Genomic DNA, 21,326 nt, shown 5'->3' with positions numbered 1-21,326 from the left:
TGATGGACCGCCATCGCCGGCAAACCAGCTCCCACAGTGTTTGTGCGTGAGGGTTTAGAAATCGCGCTTGTAGAAGATATCCAGTGAACTGGCCACGCCACTGGCCACTTCCAGGTACACCTTCTTGCTCAGCAGGTAGCGCAGGGCAATCGTACTGGCCGGTTCGAACACCCCGACCCCATACCGCAGGCTGAGTTTTTCGGTGATTTTGCCGCTGGCCACCACGGCGGTGTTATTGCCGGTGCCCTGGGTGTCGAGGTCGAAGTCCTGAATACCCAGCTTGTTGGCGATGTCCGAGGTGACCCCGGCGCTGCCCATCAACCCCAGCCCCAAAGCGGCTTCGGCCAGCATGTTGTTGTCTTCGCCGGTGTTGTTGCGCGAACGCCCCAGCACCAGATACGAGAGTGCATCCTCCTGAGGCATGGTCGGCTCGGAGAAGATCTGCGTGGTCGGCTGTTCGGCGCTGCCGCTCAAGCGAATACCGGCCGTCACCGTTCTGGACGGTTCGGTAACGACGCGCACCGCTTCGACATCCAGGAATGGTTGGTCCAATGGCCCTGCAAACAACAGCCGCGCGCGGCGCACGTCCAGCCGCTGCCCGTAGGCACGGTAGCGGCCATCGTTGAGCCACAGCTCGCCTCGGGTGTCCATGTTGTCGCCGATGTGCACATGGCCCTGCACTTTGGCGGTGAGCCCGAAGCCCGCGAAGTTGAGCTGGTCTTCGCCCACCACCACGTCGATGTCCATGGCCATCGCCATCGGCGCCTTGCCCTCCTCGGTCTGGCTGCCGACGATCACGGTGTCATCGGAGACCTTGACGGTGGACGGCGGCAATTCACGCACGGTGATGTCGCCACGCGGGATGTGCACCTTGCCGGCAATCGCCAGTTTGTCGTTTTTCAGGCTGATTTTCAGGTCCGGCGCCACTTCCAGCTTGGCGTAAGGCTCAACCGTAACCGGCAACTGCGCGCCTTGCAGGCTGAGGTCCACCACCAGCGCCTGGCCCCAGTCGATCTGCCCCTTGAGGCTGCCCTGCCCGGCCTTGCCGCTGTGCCACGCGCCATTCAACTGCACGCTTTCGCCGGCAATCAGGGCCTGCACGTTCAAGCCTTCAAGGCTGATCGGCAACTCCGGCCCGGAGACTTCACCGCCCACCAGATTCACGTTGCCGTTGACCTGCGGTGCCAGCAAACCACCGGAGATACGCCCGTTGCCGTTGAGCTTGCCGGTGAGTTTGTCCACCATCGGCACAAACGGTCGGGCCACGGCGAGGTCCAGGCCGTTGAGGCTGAAATTACCGGTGATCGGCTTGTTCTTCGGCAGCGGGTTGATCTGCGCCTGCACCAGCAACTCGCCGAGCTTGCCGCCACGGAAGGTCAGCTGAGTGTCGATGCGTTTAGGGTTGAGGGTGGTTTCCAGCTTCAGGGTGTCGTAGGGGAAATCCACCCACTGAGCCTTGTCCTTGACGCGCAGAGTGCCACCGCTGGCATCCACCGCGATCACGCCTTTAGGCCCGCTGGCGGGCAGGTCGAGCTGCACGTCGGCGTTGAGCTTGCCTTGCCAGGCGAAATCCTTGGGCAGAAAGGCAGCCAGGCTGTCGATGGGGAATTGCTTGAGGTGGTAACGCAACTTCGGCTCAGGCATCAGGCGCTGGTCTTCACCGCACAGGCTGGAAGGGCCAGACACCCAGCAATGCGCCGCAAAGGTCAGCTTGCCGTCCGCCAGGCGTTCGATCTTGGCCGGGGCTTGCAGCTTCCAGTCCTGGCCACCGGCTTGAACGTCACCGCTGGCCAGGCGCCCGCGCCAGTTACCTTTGTCGAGGTTGCCATCGAGCGCCAGGCCCAGCCTGACCAGCGGCCCGGCCAGGTCCAGCTGGACTTTCTGGCTTTTGATATCCCCTTGAGCGCTGGCGGTCAGGGTGCCGACCTGGGTGTCGCCGGCCTGAATGCCACTGCCCTTGAGGTCGATCTTCGCGCGCTGGGCGTTGTCGAGGGTGGCGTTGAGGGTGAGGTTTTGCAGTTGATTGTCGGCGAACGCCAGTTGCTGGCCTTTAAGGTCGAGTTTGCCTTGCGGCGCCTTCAACGTACCGGCCACATCGACGCGCCCGTTGATCTGCCCACGCAGTTGCGGCCACAACTGGGCCAGGCGCGTCAGCTTGATGTCGATCTGCCCGGCCACACGTTGCTGCAGACTGCCGCTGCCATTGATGCGGTTATCGCCCAGGCGGATGTCCAGGTTGGCCAGGGTCCATTGCTCGCCTGCGCCGTCTGCCTTGGCCGCCAGCACGGCAGTCTGACCGCGCAAGCGGCCCTTGAGGTCGAGGTCGGCGTTGAGCTTGAGTTGTTCCTGTTTGAACTCGCCCTTGCTGCGCAGCGGCCCGGCCAACGTACCCGGCAACTCCGCGACCCAGTACGCCGGGTTCAGCGCCGACAGGTCCAGCGCGGTGTCCCAGGCAATGCCGTCGGCAAACTGCAGGCTCAGGTGGCCTTCAGCCTTGCCTTGGCCGGCCGTCAATTTCAGTTCGGGCAGGAAGAGTTGCTTGAGGTCGCCACTGAACGGCGTGACCACATTGAATTTGCCGGCCGGGCCGTCGAGGTCGGCCTTGAGGTTGCCGAGGTAATTGCCGTCTTTGTAGGAAATCTCGCCGTTGAGCGTATGCAGCGCGAACTGCGGCTCATCAATCAATGGATAGAGGCGGTGCCAGGGAAAATCCAGCCAATCGATCTTGGCGTCGGCGCTGAAGCCTTGTTGCCAGTCCAGATTGGCGCTGAGCTTGAGGCTTTGCTGGTCGCCGGCATTCAAATCCAGGCCGGCGATCTGCGCGCCCTTGGCGTCAACCTTGCCCTGCAGCAGCAGGTCCACCGGGCCTTTTTCCGCTGGCAGCACGGCCTTGCCCAGCAGTTGATAACCGCTGCTCAGGTCACCCTTGGCGGTGAGGTCCAGTTGATTGAGTTGCAGGGTGTCGGGCAAGTCGGCGCTGGGTTTGAAGCCATCGGCGCTGATGTGCAATTGCGCGGGCAAGTTCTCCACCAGTGGTTGCAGCTCACCGCTGAGTTTGGCGGGCAGGTAGCCACTGCTGTCGGCGTCGAGCTTGAGGGTCTTGAGCAAGTCTCCGTCGAGCTTGAGCGCAACCTTCCACGGCGCGCCGCCGGGCGCGTACGGCAGGCTCAGGTTGCCCGTGGCGCTCAACGGCCAGTTGCCGGTCGGTCGCAGCAGACCGGCCAGGTCCAGCACCAGGTCATCGCGTTGCAGGTGCACCGAGTCGATCTGCAGGCCCGCAGCGGTCCAGTGCGCCGCGAGCTGCAAGCCCTTGAGCTCTTCGCTGCCATTGAACAGCAGGCTACCGACGCGAACGTCGCCCAACTGGATCGCCACCGGCAGTTTCAACTCCGGCAGCTGGATCGGCCCGCTGCTGCTGTCATCGGTACTGGGTGGGAATTGCAGGCTGACCTGTTCCACGTCCAGCTGGTTGATGCACAGGGTCATGCGCAGCAGGCAGGCCGGCGACCAGTCGAACTTCGCCGCATTCAGCTCGACCCGGCTGGTGTCTTGCTGCCACAACAGGTGGTCGACACGCCACTGGCCACCCAAATGCCCCTGGAAATTCTCAACCGTCAATCCGGGCACCTGCCGCAAGGCCCAGCGGCTGCCCGCTTGACTGCCGAGTACCGCCCACAGTGCCAGTAACACCACGGCGAAGACTGCCACGATGGCCAGCCCCGCTATTTTCAAACCACGCATCACAGCTCAGGCCCCATGGAAAAGTGCAAACGAATGCCGCCCGGATCTTCCAGGGCATGGGCCAGGTCGAGGCGGATCGGGCCCACCGGCGACACCCAACGCACGCCCACGCCCACACCGGTTTTCAGGCTCGGCATGTCCAGGCTGTTGAAGGAGTTGCCCTGGTCGACAAAGGTCGCGATCCGCCATTTTTCGGCGATGGAATATTGATATTCGGCACTCAGCGCCACCATGTAGCGGCCGCCGATGCGGTCACCGCGATCGTTTTCGGGTGACAAGGTCTGGTACTCGTAGCCACGCACGCTCTGGTCACCACCGGCAAAAAAGCGCAGCGATGGCGGCACCGATTTGTAGCCGTTGGTGGCACTGCCGCCAAACTGCGCACGGCCGAGGAAACGGTGGTTGTCCCACAAGGTGGTCAAGCCCTTGATCGTGGCGGTGCCGTAAAGCAGGTTGGTGTCAGAACCCAGGCCTTCCTTGGCGACCTTGGCGTCGAACATCAGGCGATAGCCATTGTGCGGGTCGATGCGGTTGTCGCTGCGCAGGTAGGAATAATTGATCCCCGGCATCACCAGGTTACTCAGGCCCGAGTCATTGCCCAGGCGGTATTCTTCGCGCTGGTATTTGAGCGAGATGACCCGCGTCCAGCCGCTGGGCAATTTGCTGTGCCATTCAGGGCCGAGGGTGAGCAATTTACTCAGGGTGTCGGTATTGGCGATTTCTTCATTCTGGTAACCGCCGGCAAACCGCAGTTTGTCGGTGAGCGGTGGGTCCAGCGGGATGTCGTACCACAGGCCGACGTTCTGGCGCGGCGCCGACAGCTCGGCTTCCCAGCCATAGCTGTGACCTTGTGGGTTGACCCAGTGACGCGTCCAGTTGGCTTTGCCGCGCGGGCCGACGTCGGTCGAGTAACCCAGGCCCAGGCCCATGGTGCGCGGCTTGCGGGTGTCCAGTTGGACCGCCACCGGGATCACATCGTTGGCCGAGGCTGCGGGGCTTGCGTCTACGCGCACGGCTTCGAAAAAGCCACTCGCCTGCAGGTTCTGGTTGAGTTCGGCGATCAGCTCGGAGTCGTAAGGGTCGCCGCTTTTGAACGGCACCATGCGTTGCAGCAGGTCTTCATCAAACGGCGTGTCGCCGGCGAAGCTGACCTTGCCCATGCTGTAGCGCGGGCCGCTGTCGTAAATGAGTTCGATATCGGCGACGCCGGCTTTGGGGTCAACCGAGAGTTTCTGGCTGGTAAAGCGCCCGCTGAAAAAGCCGTAGCGCGAGGCCTGGTTCTGGATCAGACGCTTGGCGTCTTCGTAGTGGCCGTGGTTGAGCACGGCGCCGGATGTGAGGTCGCTGCTGTCGGGCACGCGAAAAGCCTTGAGGCTCGCGGCCTGGCCGTCAACCCGAATGGTCACGTTGCGCAAATGCACCGGCTCGCCGGGGTCGATGGTGAGGATCAGGCGTAGATTCTTGCCGCCTTTTACATCACTGACGATTTGTGGCTGATAGTAGCCCAGCGCCTGGGCCGCCTTGCGGGCCTGCTCTTCGGCGCCGCGGCTGAACCGCAGCAGGGCTTCTTCATCACGATCGCCTACCCCGCCGATATAGCCTTCGATGTTGGCTTTCAACGCGTCGTTTGTAGGCTTGATCCGCACGTCCAATTCGCTTTGCGCCAAGGCGCCGCAGCTTGTGAACAGCAGAATCAAGCCGCTGGTAAATCTTCCTGGAAACTTCATAGGCGCGGATGCTACACGAGCTGGGGAGAGACTTTGAACCCGGAATTATCTGAATAATTCTGCATTAAGCCGTTGCAACATGTAACGACTGCGGATTGGGGTGGAAAAACACGTGCTCCAGGACAGGCCCTATCGCCACTTCGCCGATTTCCTCATAGCCCTGGCGCTTATAAAAATCCAGGTAGCGTGAGTTGCCGGTATCGAGCACTACGCCTGAGGAATGCGGGTCGTCGGCGCACCAGTTGTGCACGGCCTCAAGCAACTGCTCGCCATAGTGTTTGCCCTGAAATTGCGGGTGGATGCCCAACAACGGCAGTACGTGCACCGACTCGGTCGGCAGGCACGCCAGCACCGCGTGATGGTATTCCAGGTAACGGCGAGTGCCGCGCACGCCAGTGCTCAACCACATGCGCAATTGCCACGCCCAGCTTTCGGTAATGCCCAGGCGCCGTTGCGGTGGCGCAATCAGGGCGATACCGATCAGCCGGTCGTTGACGAACAGGCCGATGGCGGGCAGTTTCTGAAAGAAATGCTGCTTGACCAGCTCACGCACCGTGGCGCGTACCCGCTGTTCATAGCCTGGGCGTTCAGCTTCGAAGATGTAGGCGAACGTCGGCTCATGCCGATAAGCCTGGTAGAGCATGGAGCGCGCTTCGCGCGAATAGCCGCTGTTGAGCAGGCGGATCTCGGCAAGGGCCGTCGAAGTGTCAGGCATACAGTCAATCTCCCTGGGCGCCATTCAGAAGATGGCGTTCTTATGGGTACGAACCTACGCAGCACCAGTCGTTCCCAGACATTAGCAGTGCATCTGCTCGACCGCCACGCTGGCCCCCGTCGGACTTGTCGGCTAGCATCGCCCTTTTGCCAGACTGGACTGCCGACCATGAAAATCGTCTCCTTCAATATCAACGGGCTGCGCGCCCGCCCTCATCAGCTGGCGGCGCTGATTGAAAAGCATCAACCCGACGTGATCGGCCTGCAGGAAACCAAGGTTCATGATGACCAGTTCCCGCTGGCCGAAGTGCAGGCCTTGGGCTACCACGTTTATTACCACGGCCAAAAAGGCCATTACGGGGTGGCCCTGCTCTCGCGCAAAGAAGCGCTGAGCGTGCACAAAGGTTTTGCCAGCGATGAAGAAGACGCCCAGCGCCGCTTCATCTGGGGCACCTTCGCCGATGAGAACGGCAACCCCGTGACCATCATGAACGGCTACTTCCCCCAGGGCGAAAGCCGCGACCACCCGACCAAGTTTCCGGCCAAAAAACGCTTCTACGAAGATTTGCAGCACCTGCTGGAAAGCCAGTTCAGCAATGACCAGGCCTTGGTGGTGATGGGCGACATCAACATCTCCCCGCAAGACTGCGACATCGGTATCGGTGCCGACAACGCCAAACGCTGGCTGAAAACCGGCAAATGCAGCTTCTTGCCGGAAGAACGCGAGTGGATGGCCCGCCTGAAAAACTGGGGCCTGGTGGACAGCTTCCGCCACCTCAACCCGGATGTGGCCGACCGCTTCAGTTGGTTTGATTACCGCAGCCGTGGGTTCGAAGATGAGCCCAAGCGCGGCCTGCGCATTGACGTGATCATGGCGTCCAACGGCCTGGTGCCGCGGGTCAAGGATGCCGGCGTGGACTACGAGCTTCGGGAGCTGGAAAAGCCGTCGGACCACGCGCCGATCTGGCTGGAACTGAGCTGACGCGACTCAATGTGGGAGCTGGCTTGTGTGGGAGCTGGCTTGCCTGCGATGCAGGCACTTCGGTCTTCCAGCTAAACCGAGTTGATGCTATCGCAGGCAAGCCAGCTCCCACCTTTGGGGTGGTTGTGTGCCAGTCACACCGTTGAAACCTTACTGACTTAATCTCCCGGCACTCCCTTTGGCTTAAGAAGGTGCCGGCATGATGCTGCGCGTTCTGCTCCTGTTGATCCTGCCCCTCTACGCAGTTGCCGCTGCCCTGCCCGTTCCCGACCAAGGCCCCGCGTTGCGCATCCAGGGTTCCAACACCATTGGCGCCGCGCTCGGGCCCGCGCTGGTCATGGGCATGATGCAATACCAGGGCTTGCAGGCGGTGCACAGTGAACCGGGCGAAGGCGCCAATGAACAGCGCGTGATCGGCAAGACCCGCCAAGGCAGGACGGTCGCCATCGAGGTGGCGGCCCACGGTTCCAGTACCGGGTTCGCGGCGTTGAAAAACCTCAGCGCCGATCTCGCCGCGTCGTCGCGCCCAATCAAGGACAGCGAACTGGTGGACCTTGAACCCTTGGGCGACCTGAAAAGCCCCGAGGCTGAGCAAGTGATCGCCATTGATGGCCTGGCGATTATCCTCAACCCGCAAAACCCGTTGAATACCTTGAACACCGAGCAACTGGCGCAGATTTTCAACGGCGAAGTCGACACGTGGGAGGCACTGGGCGGCATCGGCGGGCCGATTCATTTGTATGCCCGGGATGATCAGTCCGGCACCTACGACACCTTTAAGGAACTGGTGCTACGCCTGCGCGGTAAACCCCTAGCACCTGCCAAGCGCTTCGAATCCAGTGAGCAACTGTCCGACGCCGTAAGCCAGGACCCTCAGGGCATCGGCTTTATCGGCCTGCCGTATGTGCGCCAGGCCAAGGCCGTGGCAATCGTCGATGGCGACTCACAACCGATGTTGCCGTTGAACAGCCTGATTGCCACCGAGGACTACCCGCTGTCACGCCGACTGTTCTTTTACCTGCCGCCCTCGAGCCGCAACCCGTGGGCCAAGGCGCTCGTGGACTTTACCCAGAGCAGCAAAGGCCAGGCGATTGTCGCAGCCAACGGTTTTATCGCGCAGCAGGTGCAGGCGATCAGCGTGGAGCCGCGCCCGTCGATGCCTGCGGACTATCAAGCCATCGCGCGTGAGGCCCAGCGACTGAGCGTGAACTTTCGCTTCGAAGAGGGCAGCGCCAGCCTCGACAACAAGGCGCGCCAGGATTTGCAGCGGGTGGTGGCGTACCTGAAAAGCCACGACAAACTCCACAAGCAGGTGACGCTCGTAGGGTTTGGCGACGCCAAGAATGACCCACAGCGCGCCGCGCTACTGTCGAAGTTGCGGGCAATGGCGGTGCGCCGCGAACTGGTGAGGAACGGTGTGGTGCTGCGCGATATTCTCGGTTTCGGCGCGCAGATGCCGGTGGCGGCGAACACGGCGGACGAGGGGCGGATCAAAAACCGGCGAGTGGAGGTTTGGGTGCACTGACGCCTGGCGAGCAAGCCCGCTGTGGCGAGCGGACTTGCCCCGCTGGCTACATTTACTGCCCGCTGCGCATCAGCTCTTTGGGCACGTACTTGCCGATCTCGAACTTGCCGATCGCCGCACGGTGCACTTCATCCGGGCCGTCGGCCAGGCGCAAGGTGCGTTGCATGGCGTACATGTAGGCCAGCGGGAAGTCGTTGGAAACCCCGGCACCGCCGTGAATCTGGATGGCGCGGTCGATCACTTTCAACGCCACGTTCGGCGCCACCACCTTGATCTGCGCGATTTCGCTTTTCGCAACTTTGTTGCCCACGGTGTCCATCATGTACGCCGCTTTCAAGGTCAGCAGGCGGGCCATGTCGATTTCCATCCGTGAGTCGGCGATCTTGTCGATATTGCCGCCCAGACGGGCCAATGGTTTACCGAACGCGGTGCGGCTGACGGAGCGTTTGCACATCAGTTCCAGCGCGCGCTCGGCCATGCCGATGGAGCGCATGCAGTGGTGGATACGGCCTGGGCCAAGGCGGCCCTGGGCAATTTCGAAGCCGCGACCTTCGCCGAGCAGTACGTTTTCGTACGGCACGCGCACGTTGTCGAACAGCACTTCGGCGTGACCGTGCGGGGCGTCGTCGTAACCGAAGACCGGTAATGGGCGCACGATTTTCACCCCCGGAGCATCCACCGGCACCAGGATCATCGAGTGCTGCTGATGACGCGGTGCATCCGGGTTGCTCAGGCCCATGAAGATCAAGATCTTGCAGCGCGGATCGCAGGCGCCGGAGGTCCACCATTTTTTGCCGTTGATCACCCACTCGTCGCCCTGGCGCTCGGCACGGGCGGCCATGTTGGTGGCGTCTGAGGACGCCACGTCCGGTTCGGTCATGGCAAAGGCCGAGCGAATCTCGCCGCGCAGCAACGGCTCGAGCCAGCGTTGTTTTTGCTCTGCGTTGGCGTAGCGCACCAGCACTTCCATGTTGCCGGTGTCGGGGGCTGAGCAGTTGAACGGCTCCGGGCCCAGCAGCGAGCGGCCCATGATCTCGGCCAGTGGTGCGTATTCGAGGTTGGTCAGGCCGGCGCCCAGTTCGGATTCGGGCAAGAACAGGTTCCACAGGCCCTCGGCTTTTGCCTTGGCTTTCAACTCTTCCATGATGGCGGTGGGCTGCCAGCGGTCGCCTTCGCTGACCTGGCGTTCGAACACCGGCTCGGCCGGGTAAACGTAAGCGTCCATGAATGCGGTGACGCGTTCACGCAGTTCCTGAACCTTGGGCGAATAGGCGAAATCCATGAGCAGCTCCCTTCTCTGAGAGGTTGTTTAGGTCATGCAATCGATGCTAGAACAGCGCTGATAATTTACCTAGCCTATTCTCGGCGTGTATTAACATTCATCACCGATATATGATCGGCGCCTGAGCACCTGACAAATCGCCACCTAACAATAAGAGCGCAACGAAATGAATCTGAGCAAGGTCGACCTCAACCTCTTTATTGTCTTCGATGCGATCTACACCGAAGCCAACTTGACCCGTGCCGGGCAGATCGTCGGCATCACCCAGCCGGCGGTGTCCAACGCGCTGGCGCGCTTGCGCGAAACCTTCAATGACCCGTTGTTCGTGCGCACGGCCCAAGGCATGGTACCCACGCCGATGGCGCAGAACATCATCGGCCCGGTGCGCAATGCGTTGTCGTTGCTGCGGGTGTCGGTGCAGGAAAGCCGGATTTTCAACCCGCAGCAGGCGGCCAAAACCTACCGCATCAGCATGACCGACCTCACCGAAGCGGTGATTCTGCCGCTGTTGTTCCAGCGCCTGCGCCGCCTGGCGCCGACGGTGGTGATCGAGAGTTTCCTGTCCAAACGCCGCGAAACCACCAAGGAACTCGCCGCGGGGCGCCTGGATTTTGCCGTGGATGCGCCGCTCAACACCGACCCGCAAGTGCGCCACGTCAAGCTGATGGAAGACCGCTACGTGTGCGCCATGCGCAAGGGCCATCCGATGGCGGGCAAGGACAAATTCACGCTGGATGACTACCTGTCGCTGACGCATATCCATATCTCCAGCCGCCGTAACGGCCTGGGCCATGTGGACCTGGCCCTGGGCAAGATGGGCATCCAGCGCAAGATCGCCCTGCGCTCTCAGCATTACCTGATGGCCTCGCAAGTGTTGCAGCAGACCGACATGGTGATGACCGTGCCCGAGCGCTTTGCCCGGCGCCATGAATTGCACTGGTTCAACCTGCCGGTCAATGACGTGCCGCCTGTAGAAACCCACTTGTACTGGCACGAAAGCACCGACCAGGACCCGGCCAACCGCTGGATGCGCGAGCAAATGATCGAGTTGTGCCAACAGGTGACGGCGCATGAGAAAAAGCTCGATGGCAAGCAAGCCTGACCTGTGGCAAGCAGACCTTTTGTGGTGATCAGGCCCTGTGTGACAAGCAGTCCCTGTGTGGCAAGCAGGCCCTGTGTGGCGAGCAGGCTTGCCCTGCGTTGGGCTGCGTAGCAGCCCCAAACCCAGGCGCCGCGTTTTCCCTGAAAAATTGAGTCAATGTTTATTGCAGGCGCGTCACACCCAACGCACGGCAAGCCTGCTCGCCACAACACGCCCGCTCATAAGGTTGGAAAGGCAGGTTGACGTTCACGTCAACCTGACATTAGCTTAGCGCCAAGACCTTCTTGAGCGCCCCCATGAGCACGACCTACAGCATCTCCGACCTCGCCCGCGAGCTCGACATCACCACCCGCGCCATTCGCTTCTATGAAGAACAAGGCCTGCTGGCCCCGGAACGCCGGGGCCAGGAGCGCATCTACTCGGCGCGCGACAAGGTCAGCCTCAAACTGATCCTGCGCGGCAAGCGCATCGGTTTCTCCCTGGCCGAGTGCCGCGAGCTGATCGAACTCTACGACCCCAGCAGCGGCAACCACATTCAACTCAACAGCATGCTCGCCAAAATCGCCGAACGCCGTGAGCAGCTTGAGCAACAACTGCTGGATATCGAACAGATGAAGCTGGAACTGGACACCGCCGAAGAGCGCTGCACCCAGGCCCTGGCGCAGACCATGAGCCAGGTTGGCCAATAACGATAAGGTAGCCATCATGCCCCTCCCCTCACACGTACGCCTGGTGGAAGTCGGCCCGCGCGACGGCCTGCAGAACGAAGCCCAGCCCATCAGCGTGGCCGACAAGGTCCAACTGGTGGATGCCCTGACCGACGCGGGCTTGAGCTATATCGAAGTGGGCAGCTTTGTCTCGCCCAAGTGGGTGCCGCAGATGGCCGGGTCGGCGCAAGTGTTTGCGCAAATACAACGCAAACCCGGCGTGACCTACGGCGCACTCGCGCCGAACCTGCGCGGTTTTGAAGATGCCGTGGCCGCGGGCGTAAAGGAAGTCGCCGTGTTTGCGGCCGCGTCCGAGGCGTTTTCCCAACGCAACATCAATTGCTCCATCAGCGAAAGCCTGGAGCGCTTTGCGCCCATCATGGCGGCGGCCAAGCAGCACGGCGTCAGCGTGCGCGGGTATGTGTCGTGTGTGTTGGGTTGCCCTTACGAAGGTGACATCGCGCCGGAACAGGTCGCGGCGGTCGCGCGCGAGTTGTATGCCATGGGCTGCTATGAAGTTTCCCTGGGCGACACCATCGGCACTGGCACGGCGGGCGCTACGCGGCGGCTGTTTGAGGTGGTCGGCGCGCAGGTGCCACGGGACAAGTTGGCCGGGCATTTTCATGACACCTACGGGCAGGCGATTGCGAATATCTACGCCAGTGTGCTGGAAGGGATCACGGTGTTCGACAGCTCCATCGCGGGCCTCGGCGGCTGCCCCTACGCCAAGGGCGCCAGCGGTAACGTGGCGACTGAAGACGTGGTGTACCTGCTCAACGGTCTGGGTATCGACACCGGCATCGACCTGCAGGCATTGATTCTCGTGGGCCAGCAAATCAGCAGCGTGCTCGGCCGGCCCACCGGGTCGCGGGTTGCCAAGGCGCGTAACGCCAGTTGAGTAGAGCGGCTGTGACAATGTGTTACCGCACCGCTACATATCGAGTAACACGGGAACATATTTTGTCGCATTCGCTGTAGGCGATTTCTTATAAAAAATTCAACCTGCTGATTTTAAAGGCTTTTTAAAAGTTGGCACGGCTTCTGCTATCTCTATTGCATAACAAGAATAAAAAGCGCCAAACCTAATAAAAATAAGACGAAACGACTCTGACATAACAAAAACAACACGGCAGAGACGCAGCTAACAGATTTTTTTGGAGAAGATGTGCTTCGCAGGGTACGGCATGCCGAAACCCGCAACCGGTTAGAGAAAAATAAAACTACCTCAGGTAGCTGCCACTGGTTGGATCGGTAACGAAGAAGCAGATCAGCGCTCAAAAAAATACGTTTGCTCTTGACCCCGAATGGGGGTCGCCCAAAACAGCGGTAAAGGGTAACGGCTGCCAAAAACAATAACAGGCCGCCCCTCAATAATAAAAAAGAGCACGCAACGACAAATTAAAGGGGACCTTCGGGTCCCTTTGTGCTTTCCGGGATTCGACAAACGCTCGTCTGGCATCGATCAAAAAGCGTGTTCGCGAAGGCGGTGCGTCAGCGACAGATGAGCTGGCTGACCCTGCGCATTCGCGAGCAAGCCCGCTCCCACATGGGTTTGGGTTGTTAGTTGGACTGGGTTTTCAGTTCCTCGATCGAGATTTCGCGCATGCGAAATTTCTGGATCTTGCCCGTCACCGTCATCGGAAACTCTTCCACGAATTTGAAATGCTTGGGCGTCTTGAAGTGCGCGATGCGGCCCTTGCACCAGGTTTGCAGCTCCAGCTCGTTGGCCATATGGCCCGGATGGAACTTGACCCAGGCGACTATCTCTTCACCGTAGCGCTCATCCGGAATGCCAATAACTTGCACATCTGCCACCGCCGGGTGGGTGAAGAAAAACTCTTCGAGCTCGCGCGGGTACACGTTTTCGCCACCGCGAATGATCATGTCCTTGTTGCGCCCGGCAATACATACGTAACCGTGTTCATCCATGGTCGCCAGGTCGCCGGTGTGCATCCAGCCCGCGTCATCGATGGCGTCACGGGTGCCGTCGGGGTTGTTCCAGTAGCCGAGCATGACGCTGTAGCCGCGCGTGCACAGCTCGCCGATTTCACCGCGCGCGACGGTATTGCCGGCGGTGTCGATGATCTTGTTTTCCAGCTGCGGCTGGGTGCGGCCCACGGTGGTGACGCGGCGCTCCAGGTCATCGTTGGCACCGGTTTGCAGTGACACCGGGCTGGTTTCGGTCATGCCATAGGCAATCTGCACTTCCCCCATGTGCAGCTCGCTGATGACGCGGCGCATCACCTCGATAGGGCATGTGGCCCCGGCCATGATCCCGGTGCGCAAGCTTGTCAGCTCGAATTCGCCGCGGCGAGGGTGATCGAGGATGGCGATGAACATGGTCGGCACGCCGTAGAGGCCGGTGGCGCGCTCTTCGGCGACGGCGCTGAGGGTCAGCAACGGATCAAAGCCATCATTCGGGTAGATCATCGTGGTGCCGTGAGTGATGCAGCCGAGGTTGCCCATGACCATGCCAAAGCAGTGATACAACGGCACCGGGATCACCAGCCGGTCCTGCGCCGTGAGGCCCAGGCTTTCGCCAACCATGTAACCGTTATTGAGAATGTTGTGATGACTGAGGGTGGCGCCCTTGGGAAACCCGGTGGTGCCGGAGGTGTATTGAATGTTCACGGCCTGGTCGAAGTGCAGGCTGGCCTGGCGCCTGTGCAGCTGTTCGGGCGGGACGCCAGCCCCCAGGGCCGCCAGCTGCGACCAGGGCAAAAAGCCCTGGGGTGGGTTGGGGTCGAGGCTGATCATGGCGCCCAGGTTGGGGCTCAGTGCTTGCAGCATGGCGTGGTAATCGGAGCTTTTGAATGACCCGGCGCACACCAGCCATTGGCAACCGGACTGCTTGAGCACGTACTCCAGTTCACTGCTGCGGTAGGCCGGGTTGATGTTGACCAGGATCACACCAAGCTTGGCACTGGCAATCTGGGTGATACACCACTCTGCACAATTGGGCGCCCAGATGCCCAGGCGGTCACCGGCTTGCATGCCCAGGGCCAGGAACGCACGGGCGTGCAAATCAACCGTGTGAGCCAGTTGCCGCCAGGTGTAGCGGCGTTGCTGATGGCGCACCACCAACGCTTCACCCTCGGGATAGCGCGAGACCGTGTTATCGAAGGCCTGACCAATGGTCATGGCCAGCAAGGTCTTGTCCTGAGAACCACGGCTGTAGCTCTGATTCGGTTGATCCATAACGACCCCTTTTGTCTTTTTTGTAAGGTGGACGGCGGCTGCTTGACGTAAACGTAAACTACGATTGACAGCCTCGCAACGCAAGCTTACGTTAACGTAAAGGTGAGCGCCCTCCCCGGCGCTCAACCACACAACAACAAAGCTCACATTAAGGTGCCTGTCCATGAGTTACCCGTCCCTGAACTTCGCCCTCGGCGAAACCATCGACATGCTGCGCGACCAGGTGCAGTCCTTCGTGGCCAAGGAAATCGCGCCTCGCGCGGCTCAAATCGACAGTGACAACCTGTTCCCCGCCGATATGTGGCGCAAGTTCGGTGACATGGGCCTGCTCGGCATTACGGTGCCGGAAGAGTACGGCGGCGCCGGCCTGGGCTACCTCGCCCACGTGGTGGCCATTGAAGAAATCAGCCGAGGTTCGGCGTCAGTCGGCTTGTCCTATGGCGCGCACTCAAACCTGTGCGTCAACCAGATCAACCGCAACGGCAGCCACGAACAGAAGCTCAAATACCTGCCGAAGTTGATCAGCGGCGAGCATATCGGCGCCCTCGCCATGAGCGAGCCGAATGCCGGCTCCGACGTGGTCTCGATGAAACTGCGCGCCGAAAAACGCGGCGACCACTATGTGCTCAACGGCAGCAAGACCTGGATCACCAACGGCCCCGACGCCAACACCTTCGTGATCTACGCCAAGACCGACGTGGAAAAAGGCCCTCACGGCATCACCGCGTTTATCGTCGAGCGCGACTGGAAAGGCTTCAGCCGCAGCAACAAGTTCGACAAGCTCGGCATGCGCGGCTCAAACACCTGCGAGCTGTTTTTCGATGACGTGCAAGTGCCCGAAGAAAACATCCTCGGCGCACTCAATGGCGGCGTGAAAGTGCTGATGAGCGGCCTGGACTACGAACGCGTGGTGCTGGCGGGCGGCCCGATCGGCATCATGCAGGCGTGCATGGACCTGATCGTGCCGTACATCCACGACCGCAAGCAGTTTGGCCAGAGCATCGGCGAATTCCAGCTGATCCAAGGCAAGGTCGCCGACATGTACACCCAGCTCAATGCCAGCCGCGCCTACCTCTACGCGGTGGCGCAGGCGTGCGAGCGCGGTGAGACCACGCGCAAGGACGCCGCCGGGGTAATCCTGTTCAGCTCCGAGCGCGCCACACACATGGCCCTGGACGCCATTCAGATTCTGGGCGGTAACGGTTACATCAACGAATTCCCCGCCGGGCGCCTGCTGCGTGACGCCAAGCTGTACGAAATCGGCGCCGGCACCAGTGAGATTCGCCGGATGCTGATCGGCCGCGAACTCTTCAACGAAACCCGCTGAAGGAGCGCCCATGGCCACCTTGCACACCCAACTCAACCCGCGCTCGGCAGAATTTGCCGACAATAGCGCAGCCATGCGCCTACAAGTCGACGCCCTGCACACCCTGCTCGCCCACGTGCAGCAAGGCGGTGGCGCCAAGGCTCAAGAGCGGCACACGTCGCGCGGCAAACTGCTGCCCCGTGAGCGGATCAATCGTTTGCTCGACCCGGGCTCGCCGTTCCTTGAACTGAGCCAACTGGCGGCCCATCAGGTGTACGGCGAAGACGTGCCGGCGGCCGGGGTGATTGCCGGGATTGGCCGCGTGGAAGGCGTCGAATGCATGATTGTGGCCAACGACGCCACGGTAAAAGGCGGCTCCTACTACCCGCTCACGGTAAAAAAACACCTGCGCGCGCAGACCATCGCCGAGCAGAACCGCCTGCCGTGCATTTACCTGGTGGACTCCGGTGGCGCCAACCTGCCGCGTCAGGATGAAGTCTTCCCGGATCGCGAGCACTTCGGCCGGATCTTCTTCAACCAGGCGAATATGAGCGCCCAGGGCATCCCGCAGATTGCGGTGGTGATGGGCTCGTGCACGGCGGGCGGTGCCTACGTGCCGGCCATGGCCGACGAAGCGATCATGGTGCGTCAGCAGGCGACCATCTTCCTCGCCGGCCCGCCGCTGGTGAAAGCGGCGACCGGCGAAGTGGTCAGCGCCGAAGACTTGGGCGGCGCCGACGTGCACTGCAAGATCTCCGGTGTGGCCGACCACTATGCCGACAGCGATGAACACGCGCTGGCCCTGGCCCGGCGCAGCGTGGCCAACCTCAACTGGCGCAAACAGGGGCAGTTGCAGCAACGCCCGCCGGTGGCGCCGCTGTACAGCAGCGAAGAGCTTTACGGCGTGATCCCGGCCGATGCCAAGCAGCCGTTTGATGTGCGCGAAGTGATCGCGCGGCTGGTCGACGGCTCGGTGTTCGATGAGTTTAAGGCACTGTTTGGCACCACGCTGGTGTGTGGTTTTGCGCACTTGCACGGCTACCCGATGGCGATTTTGGCCAATAGCGGAATTCTGTTCGCCGAAGCCGCGCAAAAAGGCGCGCACTTTATCGAACTGGCCTGTCAGCGCGGGATTCCGCTGCTGTTTTTGCAGAACATTACTGGCTTCATGGTCGGCCAGAAGTACGAAGCCGGCGGCATCGCCAAGCACGGCGCCAAGCTGGTGACCGCGGTGGCCTGTGCCAAGGTGCCGAAATTCACGGTGATCATCGGCGGCAGCTTTGGTGCCGGTAACTACGGCATGTGCGGCCGGGCTTACGACCCGCGCTTTTTGTGGATGTGGCCCAATGCACGCATCGGCGTGATGGGTGCCGAACAGGCGGCCGGCGTGCTGGTGCAGGTCAAGCGTGAACAAGCCGAGCGCGCTGGCGCAAGCTTCAGCGCCGAAGAGGAAGCCGCGATCAAGCAGCCGATCCTCGACCAGTATGAAACCCAGGGCCACCCCTATTACTCCAGCGCGCGCTTGTGGGATGACGGCGTCATCGACCCGCTGCAGACCCGCGACGTGCTGGCCCTGGCCTTGTCCGCTTCGCTGAACGCCCCCATCGAGCCGAGCCGCTTCGGCGTGTTCCGCATGTAAATGGAGCTGTACCCCATGAGCGATTTCAACACCCTCGAACTGATCACCGACCGCCGTGGTTTTGCCACGCTGTGGCTAAGCCGCGAAGCCAAGAACAACGCGTTCAACGCCGAAATGATCCGCGAACTGATCATCGCGCTCGACCAGGTGCAGGGCGATTCGTCGTTGCGCTTTCTAGTGCTGCGCGGGCGCGGCAAGCACTTCAGTGCCGGTGCCGACCTGGCGTGGATGCAGCAATCGGCCGAGCTGGACTACCACACCAACCTGGACGACGCCCGCGAGCTGGCGGAGTTGATGTACAACCTGGCCAAGCTGAAGATCCCGACCCTGGCCGTTGTGCAGGGCGCGGCCTATGGCGGCGCGCTGGGCTTGATCAGTTGCTGCGACATGGCCATCGGCGCCGATGACGCGCAGTTCTGCCTGTCGGAGGCGCGCATCGGCCTGGCTCCGGCGGTGATCAGTCCGTTCGTGGTGCAGGCCATCGGCGAACGTGCGGCGCGGCGTTATGCCCTGACCGCTGAGCGTTTTGGCGGCCAGCGGGCACGCGACATTGGCCTGCTGGCAGAAAGTTACCCCGCCGGTGAGCTGGATCAGCACGTCGAACACTGGATCGCCAACCTGCTGCTCAACAGCCCTGCGGCGATGCGCGCCAGCAAGGACTTGTTGCGCGAAGTGGGCAACGGCGCCCTCACCCCGGCGTTGCGCCGCTATTGCGAAAACGCCATCGCACGGATTCGCGTCAGCGCCGAGGGGCAGGAAGGCTTGCGCGCCTTCCTGCAAAAACGTCCGCCCAGCTGGCAAGCACAGGAGCCGCGTTCATGAGCCCACTGACGACTGTGCTGGTGGCCAACCGCGGCGAAATTGCCTGCCGAGTGATGCGCACCGCCAAGGCCATGGGCCTGACCACCGTGGCGGTACACAGCGCCATCGACCGTGATGCGCGCCACAGCCGCGAGGCGGACATCCGTGTCGACCTGGGTGGCAGCAAGGCCACCGACAACTACTTGCAAATCGACAAGCTGATTGCCGCCGCCCAAGCCAGCGGCGCCCAGGCGATCCATCCCGGGTATGGGTTTCTATCGGAAAACGCCGGTTTTGCTCGCGCGATTGAAGCGGCCGGGTTGATCTTCCTCGGCCCGCCCGCCTCGGCCATTGACGCAATGGGCAGCAAGTCGGCCGCCAAGGCGCTGATGGAAAAAGCCGGCGTGCCGCTGGTGCCGGGTTACCACGGCGAAGCTCAGGACCTGGACACCTTCCGCGCGGCCTGCGAGCGCATCGGCTACCCGGTGCTGCTCAAGGCCACCGCGGGCGGTGGCGGCAAGGGCATGAAGGTGGTCGAGGACGTCAGCCAACTGGCCGAGGCCCTGGCTTCCGCCCAGCGTGAGGCACTGTCGTCGTTTGGCAACGGGCAGATGCTGGTGGAGAAATACCTGATCAAGCCGCGTCATGTGGAAATCCAGGTCTTTGCCGACCAGCACGGCCACTGTTTGTACCTCAATGAGCGCGACTGCTCGATTCAGCGTCGCCATCAAAAGGTCGTGGAAGAAGCGCCGGCGCCGGGCCTGAGCGTTGCACAGCGCAAAGCCATGGGCGAAGCCGCCGTGCGCGCGGCCCAGGCCATCGGTTATGTGGGCGCGGGCACGGTGGAGTTTTTGCTCGACGCGCGTGGCGAGTTTTTCTTCATGGAAATGAACACGCGGCTGCAGGTGGAACATCCGGTGACGGAGGCGATCACCGGCCTCGACCTGGTGGCCTGGCAGATCCGTGTCGCCCAGGGCGAGCCGCTGCCGATCACCCAGGACCAGGTGCCCTTGATCGGGCACGCGATTGAAGTGCGCTTGTATGCCGAAGACCCGGCCAATGATTTTCTGCCGGCCACCGGGCAGCTCGCGCTGTACCGCGAGTCTGCACCCGGCCCGGGCCGTCGCGTGGACAGCGGGGTACAACAAGGCGACAGCGTTTCGCCGTTCTACGACCCGATGCTGGGCAAGCTGATTGCCTGGGGCGAAGACCGTGAACAGGCGCGCCTGCGCTTGTTGAGCATGCTCGATGAGTTCGCGGTGGGTGGGCTCAAGACCAACCTGGGCTTTTTGCGGCGCATCATCGGCCATCCGGCGTTTGCGGCGGCTGAATTGGATACCGGGTTTATTCCGCGCTATCAGGCTGAGTTGTTGCCGGTGCCGGGCGAGTTCAGCGACGAATTCTGGCAGGCCGCAGGCTCAGCGCTTATGCAGAGTCTGCCGGCAGGTGATGGGCCGTGGGCGGACACGCGGGGGTTTCGCGCGGGGCTGCCTGCCGAGGTTTCGCTGCATTTGAGCAGCGGCGCGCAGGATCGTCAGGTAACGTTGGGTGGAGGCGCTGCGCAGTTACGCGGCGAGCAGTTGTGGCTCGAGCACAACGGCGTGCGCCGTGCCCATCTGGCGGTGCGCGGCGAAGGCTGCGTGTACCTGCGCTGGGAGGGCGAGATGCATGCAGTGAGCCTGTTCGACCCGATTGCAGCGGTCGAGGCCAGCCAATCTCATCAGGGTGGGCTCACGGCGCCCATGAACGGCAGCATCGTGCGGGTGTTGGTGGACGTCGGCCAGGCCGTCGAAGCCGGTACACAATTGGTGGTACTGGAGGCGATGAAGATGGAGCACAGCATTCGCGCGCCGCACGCTGGCGTGGTCAAGGCGCTGTTTTGCCAGGAAGGTGAAATGGTTGCCGAAGGCAGTGCCCTGGTGGCGCTTGAAACAGCGGACTAAAACTTCGCCGTGGCCTGCACGACAACGCCGAGGATTCGGCAGTCGTCGGTGAACAGCTGCTTGGGGTAGGTGGGATTGAGCGGCACCAGGTAACGCTGGCCGCTTTCTTCCATTAACTGGCGAAAGGTCGCCCGGGGGCTGTCGGCCCATTGGGCGACCACCAGTTTGCCGGGTTCGGCGTCAATGGCCGGGTCCACCAGAATCAACATGCCAGCGCCAATGCTCAAACCACTGGGGGCAGTCATCGCGTCTCCCGTCACGGGCAGCCAGTAGGCTTCGCCCCGGGCGTGGTAATCGGTCAGTTCAAAACGTGCGGCGCCGTAGGCCGGGCGCTCTTCACGTATTTCGCAGACGCCCTTCCAGTCGCTGACCGGGTAGCGAAAATACGGGTTGTAGTGTTTTTCCAGGGGCGGGGCCTGATCGGCTTTCTGCCGAATTTCCAGCGCAACCTCCAGATACTCCAACCCTAACTCGGCGAGCACCCGGTTCATGTCCGCCAGGCTTGGCACGCGGCGCTTGTTGAGCCAATGGCCCACGCCGCCCTGGGACATGCCCAGGCGTTCAGCCAGTTCATCCTGCGTGACCTTGCGGTCTTTCATGTTGGCTTTGACCAACGCTATCCAGTTATCCATGGGCCGTGACAATACGTTGTGCAGATG

Annotated in this window: 15 protein-coding genes; 9 read left to right on the top strand and 6 right to left on the bottom strand. The window is 61.8% G+C overall.

What is annotated here, in order from left to right; all coding sequences use genetic code 11:
- Nucleotides 1-54 precede the first annotated feature (54 nt).
- The 3 genes from ACM530_RS21735 to ACM530_RS21725 all read right to left on the bottom strand — a co-directional run bounded on the left by ACM530_RS21735 (nt 55) and on the right by ACM530_RS21725 (nt 6,183).
- The gene (locus ACM530_RS21735) at nt 55-3,741 is read right to left on the bottom strand and encodes a translocation/assembly module TamB domain-containing protein (protein WP_416363133.1); all 3,687 of its coding nucleotides are present in this window, start codon (nt 3,739-3,741) and stop codon (nt 55-57) included.
- On the bottom strand, nt 3,741-5,468 hold the full coding sequence (locus ACM530_RS21730; RefSeq protein WP_416363132.1) for an autotransporter assembly complex protein TamA: 1,728 nt from the start codon (nt 5,466-5,468) through the stop codon (nt 3,741-3,743). Before ACM530_RS21730 ends, ACM530_RS21735 begins: the two co-directional genes overlap by 1 nt.
- Nucleotides 5,469-5,532: 64 nt before the next feature.
- Nucleotides 5,533-6,183, bottom strand: coding sequence for a GNAT family N-acetyltransferase (locus ACM530_RS21725; RefSeq protein WP_416363131.1), 651 nt, complete (start codon nt 6,181-6,183; stop codon nt 5,533-5,535).
- Between the two features lie 168 nt (nt 6,184-6,351).
- Between ACM530_RS21725 and xthA the strand changes: the two genes are divergently transcribed.
- Both xthA and ACM530_RS21715 read left to right on the top strand, forming a co-directional pair.
- Nucleotides 6,352-7,164 (top strand): exodeoxyribonuclease III, encoded by an 813-nt coding sequence (xthA, locus tag ACM530_RS21720; RefSeq protein WP_416363130.1) that lies wholly within the window; start codon nt 6,352-6,354, stop codon nt 7,162-7,164.
- 199 nt (nt 7,165-7,363) lie between these two features.
- Complete coding sequence (locus tag ACM530_RS21715; RefSeq protein ID WP_416363129.1) at nt 7,364-8,689, top strand: substrate-binding domain-containing protein; 1,326 nt, start codon at nt 7,364-7,366, stop codon at nt 8,687-8,689.
- Between the two features lie 52 nt (nt 8,690-8,741).
- Here ACM530_RS21715 and ACM530_RS21710 read toward each other — a convergent pair whose 3' ends face one another.
- The gene (locus ACM530_RS21710) at nt 8,742-9,971 is read right to left on the bottom strand and encodes an acyl-CoA dehydrogenase (RefSeq protein ID WP_145163992.1); all 1,230 of its coding nucleotides are present in this window, start codon (nt 9,969-9,971) and stop codon (nt 8,742-8,744) included.
- 166 nt (nt 9,972-10,137) lie between these two features.
- Between ACM530_RS21710 and ACM530_RS21705 the strand changes: the two genes are divergently transcribed.
- The 3 genes from ACM530_RS21705 to ACM530_RS21695 all read left to right on the top strand — a co-directional run bounded on the left by ACM530_RS21705 (nt 10,138) and on the right by ACM530_RS21695 (nt 12,678).
- Entirely contained in the window at nt 10,138-11,073 is a 936-nt protein-coding gene (locus tag ACM530_RS21705) for a LysR family transcriptional regulator (protein WP_017136514.1), read from the top strand.
- A 296-nt stretch (nt 11,074-11,369) separates the two neighbouring features.
- A complete protein-coding gene (locus ACM530_RS21700) occupies nt 11,370-11,762 on the top strand; it encodes a MerR family transcriptional regulator (protein WP_106578810.1) in 393 nt (130 codons plus the stop codon).
- 16 nt (nt 11,763-11,778) lie between these two features.
- The gene (locus ACM530_RS21695; protein ID WP_416363128.1) at nt 11,779-12,678 is read left to right on the top strand and encodes a hydroxymethylglutaryl-CoA lyase; all 900 of its coding nucleotides are present in this window, start codon (nt 11,779-11,781) and stop codon (nt 12,676-12,678) included.
- 662 nt (nt 12,679-13,340) lie between these two features.
- Here ACM530_RS21695 and ACM530_RS21690 read toward each other — a convergent pair.
- The gene (locus ACM530_RS21690) at nt 13,341-14,978 is read right to left on the bottom strand and encodes an AMP-binding protein (protein ID WP_416363127.1); all 1,638 of its coding nucleotides are present in this window, start codon (nt 14,976-14,978) and stop codon (nt 13,341-13,343) included.
- Between the two features lie 163 nt (nt 14,979-15,141).
- Between ACM530_RS21690 and ACM530_RS21685 the strand changes: the two genes are divergently transcribed.
- Genes ACM530_RS21685 through ACM530_RS21670 form a run of 4 tightly spaced genes read left to right on the top strand, consistent with a single transcriptional unit; the run spans nt 15,142 to nt 20,667 of the window.
- Nucleotides 15,142-16,305, top strand: a complete 1,164-nt coding sequence (locus ACM530_RS21685; RefSeq protein ID WP_242199379.1) for an isovaleryl-CoA dehydrogenase — start codon at nt 15,142-15,144, stop codon at nt 16,303-16,305.
- A gap of 10 nt (nt 16,306-16,315) precedes the next feature.
- Complete coding sequence (locus tag ACM530_RS21680) at nt 16,316-17,923, top strand: carboxyl transferase domain-containing protein (protein WP_416363125.1); 1,608 nt, start codon at nt 16,316-16,318, stop codon at nt 17,921-17,923.
- A gap of 15 nt (nt 17,924-17,938) precedes the next feature.
- Entirely contained in the window at nt 17,939-18,745 is an 807-nt protein-coding gene (locus ACM530_RS21675) for a gamma-carboxygeranoyl-CoA hydratase (RefSeq protein WP_242199373.1), read from the top strand.
- Complete coding sequence (locus ACM530_RS21670) at nt 18,742-20,667, top strand: acetyl/propionyl/methylcrotonyl-CoA carboxylase subunit alpha (RefSeq protein ID WP_416363124.1); 1,926 nt, start codon at nt 18,742-18,744, stop codon at nt 20,665-20,667. Before ACM530_RS21675 ends, ACM530_RS21670 begins: the two co-directional genes overlap by 4 nt.
- Here the strand turns inward: ACM530_RS21670 and ACM530_RS21665 are convergent.
- Nucleotides 20,664-21,299, bottom strand: coding sequence for a LexA family protein (locus tag ACM530_RS21665; protein ID WP_416363123.1), 636 nt, complete (start codon nt 21,297-21,299; stop codon nt 20,664-20,666). The genes ACM530_RS21670 and ACM530_RS21665 overlap by 4 nt on opposite strands.
- Between the last annotated feature and the right edge of the window lie 27 nt (nt 21,300-21,326).

Source organism: Pseudomonas sp. NFX183 (assembly GCF_047943075.1).
In the GTDB taxonomy this organism is placed as follows: Bacteria; Pseudomonadota; Gammaproteobacteria; order Pseudomonadales; family Pseudomonadaceae; genus Aquipseudomonas.
The sequence above is the reverse complement of the archived record's forward strand: the minus strand, read 5'-3'. Positions and strand labels throughout refer to the sequence as shown.